This window comes from Nostoc sp. CALU 546 (genome assembly GCF_048836525.1).
In genome coordinates, this window is the sequence record NZ_JAWJTF010000001.1 from 222,912 (window position 1) to 238,791 (window position 15,880).

Below are 15,880 nucleotides of genomic sequence, written 5' to 3' on the forward strand. Positions count from 1 at the left end.
AACCAGTTGTATTTTGGAAAAAACTACGCCTAACCCCAGCCCCTTCCCTTCTAGCGTTGGGGAGTAAGATTCAAAGCCTCTCTTCTTTTAGGATAGAGGTTTGGAGAGAGATCAAGATGTATTGCATACAAACGAGAACCGCTATTTTTATTTTATTAAAATAAGTAATCAGAAAAATATTTAATTATTTACATACCTGAAATTTAGTTTTTGATTTTGAAGTTTTAAAAAGCGGTATTAGATATTTAAGATTCAGGAGTCAGGACTAAAGAAAGAGCTAGTTGATAGAGTTGGCGACGAGGAAGGGAGGTAAATTTTGCTAATTGACGACTAGCTTGCGATCGCGATATTCCCTGACTAATTAACTGTCTCAATTCGGCTTTCAGTTCCTCTTCTGTCAATTGGGGCTGACTAGCTGGAATTCCTGCCACAACTAATGTATATTCACCTTGGGGTTCTCGTTGGCTGTAATGAGCGATCGCATCGGCAATTGTCCCTCGCCAAAATTCCTCATACAATTTTGTTAACTCCCGCCCTAGCACAATTTGGCGATCGCTTCCCCAAACTTCTGCTAAGTCTCGCAAAGTATCTCGCAATCGATGGGGCGATTCATAGAAAATCAATGTCCGAGATTCTGTTTGCAGAGATTCTAAATGTTCTTGTCGCTGTTGAGTTTTAGCTGGGAGAAAGCCTTCAAAAACAAACCGATCCGTTGGTAATCCAGCTGCACTCAAAGCGGTAATTGCTGCACTAGCGCCAGGAATGGGAACTACTGGAATTCCCGCCTCAATACAGGCTTTCACCAGTTCATATCCAGGATCGGAAATACCTGGCATTCCAGCATCACTCACCAGAGCGATCGCTTTATTGTTAACTAAATGCTCTAATAATTCTGGGATGCGGCTGGTACGATTATGTTCGTGGTAACTCACCTGGGGAGTTTTAACTTGAAAATGCTGTAGCAGTTTTCCCGTGTGACGGGTGTCTTCCGCAGCAATGATATCCACAGTTTGCAAAATTCGTACCGCCCGAAAGGTTATATCTTCCAGGTTGCCAATTGGTGTACCGACAACATAAAGTGTTCCTGGTTTTGGATCAGTTTGCATGAGGGAAAATTAGGATTTTGTAGAGACGCGATTCATCGGATAGGAGTTTGTAGAGACGCGATTCATCGCGTCTTTGCAGGAGAGACGCGATGAATCGCGTCTGTACAAGAGTTGAAAATAATTACGAAATATAGATGAGAAATGGATAATCTAAAATCCAAAATTCAAAATCAAAAATCGGATCGTGGGTTATTTGTAGGTTTAATAACCTTAGATTTAATCTACCTTGCTGACTCCCCTCCTCAGAATAATCAGAAAATTGTCGCTATTGACTATACTGTAGCGGCAGGGGGCCCAGCAACAAACGCGGCTGTAACCTTCAATTATTTAGGTAATAATCAGGCCACAGTCTTGGGGATAGTGGGTTCTCACGCAATGACGCAGCTAATTCGAGGTGACTTGGCAAATTACAAAGTTGCGATCGCAGACCTTGAGCCTACCACTGATTTAGCACCGCCTGTTTCCTCAATCATTGTCACCCAAACCACAGGTGAACGAGCGGTGGTTTCCATCAATGCTGTCAAAACTCAAGCCAGCACCGCATCTATCCCGCCAGATATTTTGCAAAATGTCGATATCGTCCTCATTGATGGACATCAGATGGCGATTAGTTATCCTATAGCCCAAATGGCTAAAGTTAAGAATATCCCAGTAGTAATTGATGGTGGTAGTTGGAAGCCTGGATTTGAGCAAATTCTGCCATTTGTAGATTACGCTATCTGTTCAGCAAATTTTTATCCCCCGAACTGCCAGACTGGAGAAGACGTTTTTAGCTATCTTAGTGGATTTGACATTCCTCACATTGCCATTACCCACGGACAAAAACCAATTGAATACTTGAGTTGCACTAAAACTGGTATCGTAGATGTGCCGCAGATTCAAGCAGTTGATACATTAGGGGCTGGAGATATTTTTCACGGTGCTTTCTGTCATTACATTTTAAGGGAAAGTTTTATTGATGCGCTGGCACTGGCAGCTAATATTGCTGCTGATTCATGTAAATTTTTTGGCACACGGCGCTGGATGAACTTAAGATAATTCGTAATTCGTAATTCGTAATTCGTAATTAGTTAAACTAAGTATCGCTGTGCGCCCTTAATCACGTTATACATATTTTTAGATAGGCCAAATTTAATGAAAGACTTACAAGAAATATTAGCGATCGCTCGTGAGGTTGGTTGGGGCGCAGCAGATATACTGCGATCGTATTACCACGGCACTGCAAAAGACCCTAATTTAGAAGTTCAATATAAACAGAATGAGCCTGTTACCGTTGCCGATGTAGCTGTGAGTCAATACATTTTGCAGAAGCTACAAGCAACTTTGGGTAATGAAGATTTTGCTTACATCAGTGAAGAAACCTATCAATCGCCAACTACGGGCGCACAGCCTTCCGCCCCTTGGGTATGGATAATTGATCCTTTGGATGGCACACGAGACTTTATCGAAAAAACTGGAGACTATGCGGTTCACATTGCTTTAGTCAAGGAAATGCGCCCAGTGTTGGCAGTAGTGGCAGTACCAGAGGCGGAAAAATTGTATTACGCTACCAAAGGCGGGGGGACATTTGTAGAAACCCGTGGTAAATCTGTTCCTTTGCAAGTGTCATCAGGTAAAAGAGTTGAGGACTTAACTTTAGTCGTGAGTCGCTCTCACCGTAACCAACGCTTAGATCACTTACTACAACACCTACCCTGTCAAAATCATAAATCTGTGGGTAGTGTAGGCTGCAAAATCGCCACCATTGTCGAGCAACAGGCAGATATCTACATTTCTCTTTCCGGCAAGTCTGCGCCCAAAGATTGGGATATGGCAGCCCCAGAACTTATATTAACCGAAGCAGGTGGTAAATTTACCCACTTTGACGGCGCTCCGTTGCAGTATAACACTGGTGATATCAATCAATGGGGAGGTTTGTTCGCTAGTAACGGTGAATATCACGAATTACTGTGTAAGAAAGCAGAAGGAATCTTAGCGCAGTTTGACCATAGCTAATCGCGCACTTGAGGATGAATATTTTTGAATTTGCTTTTAAAGCAGTTAGTTATGGTATAATTGCCCCACTGCCGATAATAATCTTTACCTTTTAGTCCACAGCTTAATTTTCAAAACACTAAATATCTGGGCGATCGCTAGTTAATTCCGATTTCCTGTTAAAAGTGTAACTTTTATAGTACAAGCAACAAAAGCCAGTCAATGGAGAAGTCTGCAAACCTCCCCTAAAGGTTTGATTTGTGAATAAAATTCACTATAAGACGATATTCAAAGGCTAAAGGCTGTGTTACACTCATGGACATAAAGATTATTTTCGGTTGAGTAACTAGTTTTGATTTCTAAAAACCGTCTCTCCGAATTTAACTCTCTACACTCCCTGAATTCGGAGATTTCTATGTCAATTTACGTCGGGAACCTGTCCTATCAGGTTACAGAAGAGGATCTAAAGCAGGCCTTTGCAGAATACGGAACAGTAAATCGTGTTCAACTACCCACAGATCGGGAAACAGGCCGGCCGCGTGGGTTCGCTTTTGTGGAAATGGAATCAGACACACAAGAACAAGCTGCCATTGATGCACTTGATGGTGCGGAATGGATGGGGCGTGACTTGAAAGTGAACAAAGCTAAACCTCGTGAGGAAAGAAGCAGTTCTCCTCGTGGTAGCTGGGGTGGCGGTAATGCCCGCCGCAACAATGATCGCTACTAAGTCGATTCGTTAAAGTTTCACATTTAGAGTCTCCAGCAGATAAAGCCAAAGGCTCCACTCTGCTGGAATATTTTATTTGGTATCTAGTCTTGAACTATTCATCCACTATTCATCCATATTAAGGAGGAATGAGAATGACACAAGTAGTTTTAGGGGAGAATGAAGGTATTGAATCAGCCTTGAGAAGATTTAAGCGGGAAGTTTCTAAAGCAGGAATTTTCCAAGATATGAGAAAAAAGCGTCACTTCGAGACGCCGATAGAAAAAGAGAAGCGTAAAGCAATTGCTAGGCACAAGCAACGTCGTCAACAACGTTCTCGCTTCAATTAAAAAGTCCAAGCAAATTTGCCCTTCGATTTCACATCTAGCCAGCATCTCTTCATTGTTGCCATATCTTTGCCAAGTCACAAGTAATTAGGCATACATCAACATCAATCAATAAATAACACTGTTCGTAGTAGCGCTGTATTAATTTTCAGCGCTACTAGGCATAATTAAACATACCCTCTGTTCCATTTGTGGAACTTGTAGCAATATAAATATATCTATGTTACTCCATACCGATAAAGTATTGTAGATATGGTGCGTCTGCGATAGTTGGCTCTGGATTTAAAAAAAATGTTACGACTTTATCATTTATTACTAGGTTCTATTTTGTTGGTGTCAATACCGCTGGGAGCCAAATTTGTTCTCCCCCAATTTTCTCCACCTAAAGTCATAAAATCCTCTGCCGTTACAAAACTTCCTAATCAGAATGAGGGAAATATCTGGCAGAAAATCCTGGGAAATACTACTGCTCCAACTAACTGGCAAGTTTCTGCTTGTGAGGGAAATGCACCCCTGTTGTGTGTCTCCTCTAAAGGGAAACGTTTGGGTACAGTTGAGATTAACATTTACCCACTAGCAAATAATGAGGATTTCCGAAATGAACTCGTAGCAGCGGGTATTCCAACTGCTTCCCAAGTGGACTACCAAAGTACCAAATACCAAACCCAGGTATTACCAGTACTTAAGACTTGGGTTGTAGATCACTATACTGCGTTTGCGAAAGATCGTCAGGGTGAATATGGCAAAGAGATTACTTTCTCAGCCTACCCACCGCAACCAGTACCCATTGGTAAGCTTCAGGGAATCCGCTATGGGTTCGCTGGACTCAAGGAACAAGGTGGAGTAAAAGAGCAACACATCGGTCATGTTGCCTTTGATGGCAGTAAACTTTACGTAATTACCACTGCATTTGACACAGGTACGCAAACAGGTAAATTTGAAAAACTGGAAAACTTGGCTATTTTTCAACCTTACTTATATGCGATCGCATCTGATCTGCGTTTACCCCAATAGGCCTTGGGTTAGGAGGTTACAGGTTACAGGTAATAGGGAATAATCTGTCCCCTGTAACCTGTAACCTTCTTCAATCACCCATCAACCTAAATCTCAGCTACCGCTCGTTCAATCAAGCGATGTGCCAAAGTTTGCGTACCAGTGTGTTCATAATAATTTGTTGATACATCCAGGAACGCCGCGAGGTAGTCTAACTTGTCATCAGCAATATCGACAAAACTTTGCAAATTGCTAACTACCTTTTGTGGCGTTAAATTATTAGCGCTAACTAACCCACTCATCCAACCTTTAACTGAGTCAAAGCTCTCACCGATAAAGTTAAGCTTACTACCGGCATTGTTTCCTGGAATTACGTCTTTGATGTTTTGGAAAGTCGAGTTTTGTTCTAACTCCTGTGGATTTGTTTGATTAATCCCAGATATTGCTTTGCTGATGAAGTCTGGGCCCAAAGGGATCAAACCATCAACACAAACTAATGCCACCATGCGGATGAGTGACTCACCACTATACTCACCTAAAGAGGCGACAAAATCCCCAATGCTATCTCCAGGAATGCCGTTAATTTGGCAGAAGGCTACTAACTCAGCTACTAATTTCAATGTCAGATCGATGGTTTGGGCTTTATCAGGTTTGGGAGTGACAGAGTTTAAAAAACCTAATAAAGGAATTTTCTCGCCAACTTTGTTAGCTAAAGCTGCTGCACCAAGCGCTCTATCTGTAGCATCAACGGTTTGATAAAGCCACAAAGCTGTTTGGTATCCTTGGGATTTGTCGTTGAATAGATAAATTGCTCTTTCGCCAATTTGCTGAATTAAATCTTCGTCGTCTTCACCAGTGACAGTCTTAATGGTGTTGACAAAGCCAACAGTATTTTGCCACTGACCAGGAGCAACAAAATCGAGTGATTTTAACATAGAAACAGTCAAGCCGCCAGTTGGCAATTGATCAACCAACTCAACAATCGATTTGCCCATAAAAATCTCCTTATTTAGGTTTTGTTATCTGAATGTTCGTAGTGCAAATCATTTCAGTTTAGCCAGACCATTAAGATTAAACTTCTCTAGCCAATCTGCGCGATCGCTAGCTGTAAATGACGGATCGCGGGAAAGTGCTTTTACTTGGTACTTTCCTACTAAAATTGCAGTTTGCGTCTTACCAACTTCTACTGCGGGATAACCGCCAATTTTTTTGGTACTATTCGAGAACTTTGCTGCTGCACTAGGTGTGCTGGTAGTATCAGAAATAGACAGCACCGCTATATCTTTACCGCCTTTTTTCAACTTCGCTTCCGCAAAGCCTTTTTTCTCTTGGGTATAGACGCGCTGGTAGCCATCACCCGCATTTGGGAAAAATTTATTAAATTCGCTACCCTGAGTTGCGGTTTTAGCTACCGATTGACCTCTTTTTTGTTGAGTGCTTTCTTTTTGCGCTTGGTCAAAACGTCCAGGTGTTGCTGGCGCACAGGCTGTTGTCAGTAACATGACTGACAGCAACAAAGCAGCTACTACCCTCCGCCCACGATGTAAAATCATTCTCGACTTCTCCTTATACTTGAGCTTTGAGGCAATTATCGGCGCTGTGAGTAATTTTTACCCGTAAAATTTACTTTTTGATAATTATTCCCTCAATTTTCAACTATAGCGGTCTAATTTTGATTATCAATATTTTTGCACTTCAAAAAAATTTTTCAGTGGCATGTTCAACGTATCAACTAACCCAATAAAAAAACGCCCCCCTTTCGGGAGAGCGTCTTTTACTTATAGATAAGGATGAAGAGAGTATCTCAGATTATGATTAACCGTTGATAGCAGGAGCGGTAAGAGCTACAGGAGCAGAATCGCCAGCAGCCAAATCTAGAGGGAAGTTGTGAGCGTTACGCTCGTGCATTACTTCCATACCCAAGTTAGCGCGGTTGATTACATCTGCCCAAGTTGCAATCACACGACCTTCAGAGTCAATGATTGATTGGTTGAAGTTGAAACCGTTCAAGTTGAACGCCATTGTGCTTACACCCAAGGCGGTGAACCAGATGCCGATTACAGGCCATGCTGCTAAGAAGAAGTGCAGTGAACGGCTGTTGTTGAAAGAAGCGTATTGGAAGATTAGACGACCGAAGTAACCGTGGGCTGCAACGATGTTGTATGTTTCTTCTTCTTGACCGAATTTGTAACCGTAGTTTTGTGATTCGGTTTCGGTTGTTTCACGAACCAAGGAAGATGTAACCAAAGAACCGTGCATTGCAGAGAATAAACTTCCGCCGAATACACCAGCTACACCTAGTTGGTGGAAGGGGTGCATCAAGATGTTGTGTTCTGCTTGGAACACGATCATGAAGTTGAATGTTCCAGAAATACCCAAGGGCATACCATCAGAGAATGAACCTTGTCCGATTGGGTATACCAAGAAGACTGCGGTTGCTGCTGCAACTGGAGCACTGTATGCGATCGCAATCCAAGGACGCATTCCTAAGCGGTAGGATAGTTCCCATTCACGACCCATGTAGCAGAATACGCCAATCAGGAAGTGGAAAACTACTAGTTGGTAAGGACCGCCGTTGTACAACCACTCATCTAAGGAAGCTGCTTCCCAGATTGGGTAGAAGTGCAAGCCGATAGCGTTGGAGGAAGGTACTACTGCACCGGAGATGATGTTGTTTCCGTAGATTAAGGAACCTGCTACTGGTTCACGGATACCATCGATGTCAACGGGAGGAGCAGCGATGAAGGCGATTACGAAGCAAGCGGTTGCGGCTAGCAAGGTTGGAATCATTACTACGCCGAACCAACCGATGTAGATCCGGTTGTTGGTGCTGGTGATCCATTCGCAGAATCGATCCCATACGTTGGCGCTTTCGCGACGTTGTAAGGTTGTTGTCATTGTTTTATAAGTGCGGTTAGTTATTTATGAATCAGGCGGTTTCGTCTTTGCCTGTGGAACTACTTTACACTGCTTTACAATTTGTAATCAAGTTTTATTACTTCAGTAAACCTGATGTGAGTTATTAGTTTTGCTTATTTAACTCTCTGGTGTTAGCGCCCAAAAGATAAAATAGAAAGGAACATTATTGTTATTAACTCTGAATAAAGAGTTGATGTTGATTACTACCAAAATAAGGAGGGGAGGTGTGCATGACAATTACTCTAAATCACACCATAGTGCCCGCACATGAGAAAGAAGCATCAGCAAGGTTCTTTGCAAAAATTTTTGGCTTAGAGGTCGAGGTTCCCGTTGGTCACTTTGCTGCTGTACATATTAATGATGTGCTGACGCTAGACTTCGCTGACGCTGAAAGATTCGAGTCGCATCATTATGCGTTCCATGTCAGCGATGAGGAATTTGATGCAATTTTTACACGCATTAAAGAGGCGGGTATTGAATACAGTAGCGACCCGATGCATCAGAATAAAGGACAAATTAACCACAGGAAGGAAGGTCGTGGATTCTATTTTTATGATCCCAATGGTCATAACTTAGAATTATTGACCAAATAATTACTAATTCGTAATACTTGCCACAAACGAGTATTACGAATTTTTAATGCATTACTTTTTTACTAAAAAATATGCTGTAGCATACTCAGGCAATTGGCTGATATTCTGGCTAAATTCTTTTTGACTCTTAAAAATACCTGCCAAAAAATCGAGTTGATAAAGATTGGGTAAAAAGGCTCCACCTGTATCAGCCATAACTCCCATTTGCAGATGTTTGCGACCACCTTTAGTATGTTCAATAATAATCACTTTACCTAAACCAATATTCAGCACATCTCCAGCAAAGGTTACTCCTGGTTTAATGGAGATTTTTGCATCTATTTTGTATCCATAGCCTTTAATGGCATCAACCTCTCTAAAATACCAATAACGCTTTTGTGCTGTTGCTTTCAATCCGCGGATATAAGACATTCCATTATTTCTATCTACATTAAAAAATGCCTTATAACCATCTGTAAAGTTAATCAGAACTGTTCCTTGCATCAGTGCCTCTTCTAAGCCAGTTCTGGTTAGATAAGCGAGACTTTGAACTTTACCAAATTCTCTACCACCTGGTTCGTAAATCCCAGATAAAACATCCTGTTTTGTATATCTAGTATAGAACTTATCAGTAATTGAGTTTTCTTTTAGGCTATAAATTGGTGTATTGTAAGTAGAGTTTTTTTTGCGAGAACCAGTGTGAGTAAATACAGCATATTTGGTAATTCGTAATTGCTTTTGTTTTTTGTTTTTTGGGTTATGGGCAGTCCACTTGATAACTCTAAAATTGTTATTAATAAACTTCGGGTCTTGTAACCGAGTCGCTCGATTATTAGCAATATCTTCCTTTAAAACAACAATCATGAAGTCCAAAGTTTTGAGAACATCTGCTACAGTAACTCCTTGAGTAGCAAGTATTCCTGTACGCAGAATATCTGGGTCTTTTGAACCATGATCTTGAAAATATTTTCTAGTATTAACGAGAACGGTTAATAAATCTCCTTGATTGAAGTTCACCTTACTACTTGGCAGTTTGACTGGAGTAACAACCTGGCTGCCATTAATACTAAATTTATATTTTTTGAATTCATCGACAACTGGATAAGCTGTAGATGCTGCTAACAAATCCTGCTGAGATGAAAAAGCATTTTCCTGGCCTATGGTTTCATCAGATGTTTGTTGATCAACAAATTGATTTGAGGTGAGGGAAATTTGTGATTGAAGTGGGGCAAAATTTTCTTGCTCAGTCAAAGACTGATCTTGTTGGGCTAGCTGTTTAGTTTTTGACTGACTATATAGATAGCTACTGGCTAAACTTGCAAGTAATAAGGCCACACAACCTACTGTGAGGCGGAATTTTTGGTTAAATAAAATTTTCATAACCTGGAGAATAAATTCCTATTGTCTTTTACTATCTTAAATTTTGAATCTTTTAAGTTTCTATCACCTCACGCACTAATTGCGCCAATTTTTCGGCACTATCGGGAACTGCGATCGCTTTGGCGTTTTCCCCCATTTTTGCTAGCTCATCCGGTGATTGCAACAAATTCAACACATTACTTTGCAATACTTCAGTCGTCAACTCCGATTGCTTCAGTGTTAACGCCGCCCCAGCTTTTGTAAATACGTCTGCATTGTAAGATTGATGGTCTTCTGCGGCAAAGGGGTAAGGAATCAAAATCGCGGGTGTCCCACACACCGCCAATTCTGTCAAGCTACCCGCGCCAGAACGACTAATAGCAAGAGTTGCTCGTTGCAACAACGCCGCCATATTGTTGTAAAAAGGTAAGGCTATGTACTGCGGATGTTTGAGAGTATCTGCTTCCTCGTCGCGATCGCCAGTTAAATGTACTATGTAAGCACCAGCATCAAACCAAGCTTTTGCAGATTCACGCACCAACTTATTGACCGCAACTGCACCCTGGCTACCACCAAAGACGACAATTAAAGGAACACCATCAGGAATAGCTAAATCCAGTGGTGCATCAATTGCCCCATCAAGAAATTGCCCTCTTACTGGTGTGCCAACGCAGACATTTTTAGCACGGGGCAAATACTTAGCAGCTACTTCAAATCCCAAGGCTACCGCACTACACCAAGGGCCAAAAAAGCGAGTTACTTTACCTGGTAAGGCGTTAGATTCGTGGAAAACCACAGGTAAACCGAGAGAACGTGCCGCAATCACTGCTGGCCCGGCAATGTAACCCCCCGTGGTAAATACCCCTTGAAAATTCCCCTGTTTGAGAATTCGTCTAACTTCTAGAATCGAAAGGGCGAGTTTACCCAAAATCCGAATCGAGGAGAGTCCAAACCCTTGCTGAAACCCTTCAACTGCAATAGTATTCAAGGGATACTCTTGAGGAACAAGTTGAGTTTCGAGCCGATTGGGTACTCCCAGCCATTCTATTTGATAATCTGGCAGTTTTTGTGCCAGTGCGATCGCTGGAAACAAATGTCCACCAGTCCCACTGGCAGCTATTAATAATCGTATCGGTGCGTTTGCCATCAAACCTCTACCGTTTAGCGTCTAGCTTAACTAAGATAAAACAATTTCCTTACCTTCTCTAATCAAATCAGTAAATTCTTACCAATGACTAACATTATTAGCACCTTAGTGAGACGCCAACTCAAATTTACAGCAAATATCTGGCTGGTTACGTTCCTGCTAACCCTTGGTTTAACAAGTGGTTGGCAACGCACTCAAGCTACGACACCGCAGCAATTATCCCAAGCCACTACACCCCAAAATGCACCAACCAATTTGAACAATCTGTTGACACAAGTTGATGCAGCTGCCAACCGGGGCGATGTCAAAGGGGTGTTGCAATTCTACAGCCCCAATTTCACTCATGGGGATGGGTTAAACCTCCAAACCCTGGAAAAATCTTTGACTTCACTTTGGCAACGATATCCCAAATTGCAATACAGTACGAAACTGCTCTCTTCAAAACCTGAAGGCAATGGAATTATTGCTGAAACAGAAACGAAGATAACTGGTTTACCATCCGGTAACGGTAATAAGTTGGCTCTCAATGCCACGATTACATCGCGTCAGCGCATTCAAGGCGGCAAAATCGTCCGCCAAGACATTTTGTCGGAACGCACCCTACTTACCTCTGGCAGTAAGCCACCCCAAATTGATATCAAATTACCACAACAGGTACAAGTTGGTCAGAAGTATAGTTTTGATGCGATCGTCCAAGAGCCACTTGGTGATGATTTTCTACTAGGAACAGCGCTAGAGGAACCCATCAAACCAGATAAATTTCTCAACCCGACATCTGTGGATTTGCAACTACTAACATCTGGTGGACTGTTTAAAGTTGGACAAGCACCATCTACCCCTGGTAGCCAATGGGTTTCTGCCGTCATTCTACGAGGTAATGGGATGACGATGGTAACTCAACGGCTGCAAGTGGTGAAGAAGTAGTTAGGAGTTGGAAGTTAGTGCGCTACGCTACCCCTAGCGTACTAAAAATCTTGATTTTAGGTATGTATTCTATGTAATTGAGAACCGCCATAGCATTTCTCTTTATAAAATCTTGATGTTCATATCGTTGATTCTGCCATTGTACTAACAGTTAAAGTTATGGATATTAGAAGAGTGGTTATAAAACATAACTTTTATAACTTGTTAAATAATAGGCTGCTAAACGACTAACAATCAATCTTACATCAATGATTATGAGAGAACTAAAAAAGAAGCTTGTGTTGAAGACAATGAAAAGATTATTAAACATTTCTATTGCTCTTGCAAGCCTCACCATATCATCATTTTCTGCAAATGCTCAAGTTTCAGATTCAACAAGTAAAAACATGAGGTTTTTTATTACTAGTGAAAAACTATTGATCGCTGCGAATATGCAAAGTGGCTCTGCTTGCTCTTTAAACCCAGGTATTTCAATTACGAAAATGTCTGGATTTAAAATTATCAATAGAAATAATGGTAATGTAAGAATTTCAGGCAGAGTAGAAAGTTTTCTTTCAATTAAAAAAAATGAACTATCATCGGTGTCTGGTAAATTTCAGACTAATGCTAGAGTCCGTAGCGGTGACTGGTTAATTAGAAATACAGAATATTATCCAGAATTTCTTGGCGAAATGGAAGACTGCACAAGTGAAGGAGGATTAAAAAGAATGCAATTAGGCGTTACTTCACCTTAAAATATATAATGGAATTTTTTATAGGTTATACAATAATTGGGTATTGCTGAATCGAGAGATGAATCTGGATATACAGACGTTGTAACTCAACGTCTGTATAACTGTTTTTAAACCCACGTTTCACAGAAATTAAAGCAGATATATTGAAGAATTCAGGAATCAAAATCAAGACCACCCAATCGTAGATTTGCTGGGGGTGCAAAAACGCCGGTTATTCAGACGCGACTCGAAAATACTCGCTAGTGCTGTGAAGCACCGCTTTTTCGGTCAAAATACCCAACTGAATTCTGACTTTTGACTCCTGAATTATGTTCGATAAATATAAGAAGTTATGTTGGTAAGATTAAACTCACCAAAAAACAAATATAGGACTCAGTAACTTGCTAAATTGCTAAATTTTGTATTTAAATTAACACTGGACTCTTGAATATTGAGTAACAATGACTTCCCTACAAAATCAAATCATTTTGATTACTGGTGCAAGTAGTGGTATTGGTACTGCTTGTGCGAGAATCTTCGCTGGTGCGGGTGCAAAACTTATTTTAGCCGCACGACGGCTGGAACGTTTGCAGCAGCTAGCAGATACTCTCAATAAAGATTTTAGTACTGAAATTCATTTATTACAGTTAGATGTGCGCGATCGCAGCGCTGTAGAAGAAGCCATTGCTACTCTACCCCCCGCCTGGTCTGATATCGACATTCTCATTAACAATGCTGGTCTAAGTCGCGGTTTAGACAAGTTACATGAGGGCAGCTTTCAAAACTGGGAAGAAATGATTGATACTAACGTTAAGGGTTTACTTTACCTAACTCGCTATATCGTCCCTGGAATGGTAAGTCGCGATCGCGGTCATGTGGTAAATTTAGGTTCCATTGCTGGACATCAAACTTATCCCGGTGGCAATGTCTACTGTGCTACCAAAGCTGCTGTAAGAGCAATTTCTGAAGGTTTAAAACAAGACCTTTTGGGAACGCGGGTACGTGTAACTTCCGTTGATCCTGGTATGGTAGAAACAGAATTTAGCGAGGTGCGCTTTCACGGAGATACTGAACGCGCCAACAAAGTCTACCAGGGAGTTACACCCCTAACAGCAGATGATGTGGCTGATGTGATATTTTTCTGCGTGACGCGATCGCCCCATGTCAATATTAATGAAGTTGTGCTGATGCCTGTTGACCAAGCTAGCGCTACCCTGGTTAATCGGCGAACATAGTAAGTAACCCATCTCATACCATTTTGGATTTTAGATTTTGCGATCGCGTAGCGTGTCGCAGACAATAATTTTTCGCAAGATTCTACACGGTATGGCTGCTACGCGGCGATAGCGAAACCTTTCGTAGAGAGCATTTGTTCCACTTTTCCGTACTCCTGTCTGGATATTACTGTTTATATCAGGAGGATTAAAACGCGATTCTCCTGTGGAAAGGCTGGGCGATCGCGTGCAGAATATTTACAGTATTGCTTAAAATTATGGATAATTTCCCAGTGGTCGCTCAAGCAGATGCATCTTTACCAAATCACACTCAGGAAAATATACATCTAGTGGAGTCAGCAGTTGGATCGAATTCACCACCGAAGGAAAAGGTAGGAAGTGACTTTGACTCTCGCATGATGCTGCGGTGTTTGGAACTTGCTCGCCGTGCTTTAGGGCGTACTTCGCCGAATCCACTAGTGGGAGCGGTGATTGTCAAGGATGGCGAGATTGTCGGCGAAGGGTTTCATCCCCGCGCAGGTGAGCCTCATGCAGAAGTGTTTGCTTTGAAAGCAGCAAGCGATCGCGCTCGTGGTGCAACAATCTATGTGTCACTCGAACCTTGCAATCACTACGGACGTACTCCCCCTTGTTCGGAAGGATTGATCGAAGCAGGGGTGGCAAAAGTAGTAGTGGGTATGGTTGATCCCAATCCCCTGGTAGCTGGAGGTGGAATTGCTCGTTTACGTGCGGCGGGGATTGAAGTGTTGGTAGGAGTAGAAGAGTCAGCTTGTCGTCAACTAAATGAAGCTTTTGTCCATCGCATCCTCTACAAACGACCTTTGGGAATTTTAAAATATGCCATGACTTTAGATGGCAAAATTGCTACTACCTCTGGTCATAGTGCTTGGGTGACAAGCCAAGAGGCCCGCAATGAAGTACATCAGTTGCGGGCGGGTTGCGATGCCATAATTGTCGGTGGTAACACAGTCAGACAAGATAATCCTTACTTAACCAGCCATCAGGTGGAGGCACATAATCCCCTGCGGGTGGTGATGAGTCGCCATCTCAACTTACCGGAAAGTGCCCATCTGTGGCAAACTGCGGATGCTCCAACTTTGGTGTTGACACAAGAGGGTGCTAATCCCGACTTCCAAAAACTGTTGCTCAAGCAGGGGGTGGAAGTGGTGGAATTAACAGCACTTACACCAGATAAGGCAATGGCGTACTTATATGAACGGGGTTTTTGTAGCGTGTTGTGGGAGTGTGGTGGTACTTTAGCTGCTAGTGCGATCGCTCAAGGAGCAGTGCAAAAAGTTCTAGCATTTATCGCCCCGAAAATCATTGGTGGTAGCATTGCTCCCACACCTGTGGGCGATTTAGGTTTTACCACCATGACTGAGGCGTTGTCCCTAGAACGTGTTCGTTGGCGTGTAGTCGGCTCTGACTGCTTAGTAGAAGGTTATTTTCCCCAAAAAGCCAATAGTCAATAGTAATAACACTTGACTATCAATCAATTCAGCGTGATTTTATGTTGGCGTAGCCCGCCGTAGGCATCATGAACACTGACGTTCATGGGCCATATCACGTATAAGGACTAGCCGAGATTGAATGTAGTTGCATAGAAAATCAGTTTCGTTAGAATCTAACAACACTTGCGTTTCGGTTTGTTTCACTAACCACTGCACCAAGCTAGCATCATCCAGTTGCAAGAGGAGCTTGGCTTGGGCAGTTTCAACCACTGACCAAAGCTGACGCATAATTGTAGGAGTCATCAGACCTCAATTGAATAATTTAGCTTTGCTGTCTTCAGATTACACAATTCCAATCGCACTTTACGACATGAATGTAGAAGCTGAGACAAGTATTATTAAAAACTTAATAATCATATTTATAACTTTATGAA

At 42.0% G+C, this 15,880-nt stretch carries 17 protein-coding genes; 10 read left to right on the plus strand and 7 right to left on the minus strand.

The window, feature by feature from the left end:
• Positions 1–245 precede the first annotated feature (245 nt).
• The gene (rsmI, locus tag RRG12_RS00985) at positions 246–1,106 is read right to left on the minus strand and encodes a 16S rRNA (cytidine(1402)-2'-O)-methyltransferase (protein WP_420758024.1); all 861 of its coding nucleotides are present in this window, start codon (positions 1,104–1,106) and stop codon (positions 246–248) included.
• Between the two features lie 141 nt (positions 1,107–1,247).
• Between rsmI and RRG12_RS00990 the strand changes: the two genes are divergently transcribed.
• The 5 genes from RRG12_RS00990 (at position 1,248) to RRG12_RS01010 (ending at position 5,147) form a co-directional block, all read left to right on the plus strand.
• Positions 1,248–2,144, plus strand: a complete 897-nt coding sequence (locus RRG12_RS00990) for a sugar kinase (RefSeq protein ID WP_420758025.1) — start codon at positions 1,248–1,250, stop codon at positions 2,142–2,144.
• A 96-nt stretch (positions 2,145–2,240) separates the two neighbouring features.
• Positions 2,241–3,101, plus strand: a complete 861-nt coding sequence (locus RRG12_RS00995; RefSeq protein ID WP_420758026.1) for a 3'(2'),5'-bisphosphate nucleotidase CysQ family protein — start codon at positions 2,241–2,243, stop codon at positions 3,099–3,101.
• Positions 3,102–3,495: 394 nt separating this feature from the next.
• Positions 3,496–3,807: an RNA recognition motif domain-containing protein gene (locus RRG12_RS01000; RefSeq protein ID WP_069073010.1), complete on the plus strand. Its 312-nt coding sequence runs from the start codon at positions 3,496–3,498 to the stop codon at positions 3,805–3,807.
• Positions 3,808–3,941: 134 nt separating this feature from the next.
• Positions 3,942–4,136, plus strand: a complete 195-nt coding sequence (gene rpsU, locus RRG12_RS01005) for a 30S ribosomal protein S21 (RefSeq protein WP_069073011.1) — start codon at positions 3,942–3,944, stop codon at positions 4,134–4,136.
• Positions 4,137–4,424: 288 nt separating this feature from the next.
• On the plus strand, positions 4,425–5,147 hold the full coding sequence (locus RRG12_RS01010) for a hypothetical protein (protein WP_420758027.1): 723 nt from the start codon (positions 4,425–4,427) through the stop codon (positions 5,145–5,147).
• A gap of 86 nt (positions 5,148–5,233) precedes the next feature.
• Here RRG12_RS01010 and RRG12_RS01015 read toward each other — a convergent pair whose 3' ends face one another.
• From RRG12_RS01015 to psbA, 3 genes are all read right to left on the minus strand, one after another.
• On the minus strand, positions 5,234–6,121 hold the full coding sequence (locus RRG12_RS01015; RefSeq protein ID WP_069073013.1) for a hypothetical protein: 888 nt from the start codon (positions 6,119–6,121) through the stop codon (positions 5,234–5,236).
• A gap of 48 nt (positions 6,122–6,169) precedes the next feature.
• On the minus strand, positions 6,170–6,679 hold the full coding sequence (locus RRG12_RS01020; protein ID WP_420758028.1) for a hypothetical protein: 510 nt from the start codon (positions 6,677–6,679) through the stop codon (positions 6,170–6,172).
• 262 nt (positions 6,680–6,941) lie between these two features.
• Positions 6,942–8,024 carry a photosystem II q(b) protein gene (psbA, locus tag RRG12_RS01025; RefSeq protein WP_069068940.1) on the minus strand — a complete coding sequence of 361 codons (1,083 nt, stop codon included), beginning with the start codon at positions 8,022–8,024 and terminating at the stop codon, positions 6,942–6,944.
• Between the two features lie 251 nt (positions 8,025–8,275).
• Here psbA and RRG12_RS01030 point away from each other — a divergent pair, with 251 nt between their 5' ends.
• Entirely contained in the window at positions 8,276–8,638 is a 363-nt protein-coding gene (locus RRG12_RS01030; RefSeq protein ID WP_420758029.1) for a VOC family protein, read from the plus strand.
• A 51-nt stretch (positions 8,639–8,689) separates the two neighbouring features.
• Here the strand turns inward: RRG12_RS01030 and RRG12_RS01035 are convergent, their stop codons facing one another.
• Both RRG12_RS01035 and murG read right to left on the minus strand, forming a co-directional pair.
• Positions 8,690–9,997 (minus strand): hypothetical protein, encoded by a 1,308-nt coding sequence (locus RRG12_RS01035; RefSeq protein ID WP_420758030.1) that lies wholly within the window; start codon positions 9,995–9,997, stop codon positions 8,690–8,692.
• Positions 9,998–10,049: 52 nt separating this feature from the next.
• Entirely contained in the window at positions 10,050–11,123 is a 1,074-nt protein-coding gene (gene murG, locus RRG12_RS01040; protein ID WP_069073017.1) for an undecaprenyldiphospho-muramoylpentapeptide beta-N-acetylglucosaminyltransferase, read from the minus strand.
• 84 nt (positions 11,124–11,207) lie between these two features.
• Between murG and RRG12_RS01045 the strand changes: the two genes are divergently transcribed.
• The 4 genes from RRG12_RS01045 to ribD all read left to right on the plus strand — a co-directional run bounded on the left by RRG12_RS01045 (position 11,208) and on the right by ribD (position 15,467).
• A complete protein-coding gene (locus tag RRG12_RS01045; RefSeq protein ID WP_420758031.1) occupies positions 11,208–12,047 on the plus strand; it encodes a nuclear transport factor 2 family protein in 840 nt (279 codons plus the stop codon).
• A 254-nt stretch (positions 12,048–12,301) separates the two neighbouring features.
• Positions 12,302–12,781, plus strand: coding sequence for a hypothetical protein (locus RRG12_RS01050; protein ID WP_420758032.1), 480 nt, complete (start codon positions 12,302–12,304; stop codon positions 12,779–12,781).
• A gap of 440 nt (positions 12,782–13,221) precedes the next feature.
• Positions 13,222–13,995: an SDR family oxidoreductase gene (locus tag RRG12_RS01055; protein ID WP_069073020.1), complete on the plus strand. Its 774-nt coding sequence runs from the start codon at positions 13,222–13,224 to the stop codon at positions 13,993–13,995.
• Positions 13,996–14,252: 257 nt separating this feature from the next.
• Entirely contained in the window at positions 14,253–15,467 is a 1,215-nt protein-coding gene (gene ribD, locus RRG12_RS01060) for a bifunctional diaminohydroxyphosphoribosylaminopyrimidine deaminase/5-amino-6-(5-phosphoribosylamino)uracil reductase RibD (protein WP_420758033.1), read from the plus strand.
• A gap of 63 nt (positions 15,468–15,530) precedes the next feature.
• On the opposite strand, the gene RRG12_RS01065 is transcribed toward ribD, so the two are convergent.
• Entirely contained in the window at positions 15,531–15,749 is a 219-nt protein-coding gene (locus RRG12_RS01065) for a hypothetical protein (RefSeq protein WP_069073022.1), read from the minus strand.
• Positions 15,750–15,880 lie beyond the last annotated feature (131 nt).

Coding starts and splice junctions, on each gene's coding strand:
- rsmI (WP_420758024.1), bottom strand. CDS start 1,106: ATGCAAACTGATCCAAAACCAGGAACACTTTATGTTGTCGGTACACCA.
- RRG12_RS00990 (WP_420758025.1), top strand. CDS start 1,248: ATGGATAATCTAAAATCCAAAATTCAAAATCAAAAATCGGATCGTGGG.
- RRG12_RS00995 (WP_420758026.1), top strand. CDS start 2,241: ATGAAAGACTTACAAGAAATATTAGCGATCGCTCGTGAGGTTGGTTGG.
- RRG12_RS01000 (WP_069073010.1), top strand. CDS start 3,496: ATGTCAATTTACGTCGGGAACCTGTCCTATCAGGTTACAGAAGAGGAT.
- rpsU (WP_069073011.1), top strand. CDS start 3,942: ATGACACAAGTAGTTTTAGGGGAGAATGAAGGTATTGAATCAGCCTTG.
- RRG12_RS01010 (WP_420758027.1), top strand. CDS start 4,425: ATGTTACGACTTTATCATTTATTACTAGGTTCTATTTTGTTGGTGTCA.
- RRG12_RS01015 (WP_069073013.1), bottom strand. CDS start 6,121: ATGGGCAAATCGATTGTTGAGTTGGTTGATCAATTGCCAACTGGCGGC.
- RRG12_RS01020 (WP_420758028.1), bottom strand. CDS start 6,679: ATGATTTTACATCGTGGGCGGAGGGTAGTAGCTGCTTTGTTGCTGTCA.
- psbA (WP_069068940.1), bottom strand. CDS start 8,024: ATGACAACAACCTTACAACGTCGCGAAAGCGCCAACGTATGGGATCGA.
- RRG12_RS01030 (WP_420758029.1), top strand. CDS start 8,276: ATGACAATTACTCTAAATCACACCATAGTGCCCGCACATGAGAAAGAA.
- RRG12_RS01035 (WP_420758030.1), bottom strand. CDS start 9,997: ATGAAAATTTTATTTAACCAAAAATTCCGCCTCACAGTAGGTTGTGTG.
- murG (WP_069073017.1), bottom strand. CDS start 11,123: ATGGCAAACGCACCGATACGATTATTAATAGCTGCCAGTGGGACTGGT.
- RRG12_RS01045 (WP_420758031.1), top strand. CDS start 11,208: ATGACTAACATTATTAGCACCTTAGTGAGACGCCAACTCAAATTTACA.
- RRG12_RS01050 (WP_420758032.1), top strand. CDS start 12,302: ATGAGAGAACTAAAAAAGAAGCTTGTGTTGAAGACAATGAAAAGATTA.
- RRG12_RS01055 (WP_069073020.1), top strand. CDS start 13,222: ATGACTTCCCTACAAAATCAAATCATTTTGATTACTGGTGCAAGTAGT.
- ribD (WP_420758033.1), top strand. CDS start 14,253: ATGGATAATTTCCCAGTGGTCGCTCAAGCAGATGCATCTTTACCAAAT.
- RRG12_RS01065 (WP_069073022.1), bottom strand. CDS start 15,749: ATGACTCCTACAATTATGCGTCAGCTTTGGTCAGTGGTTGAAACTGCC.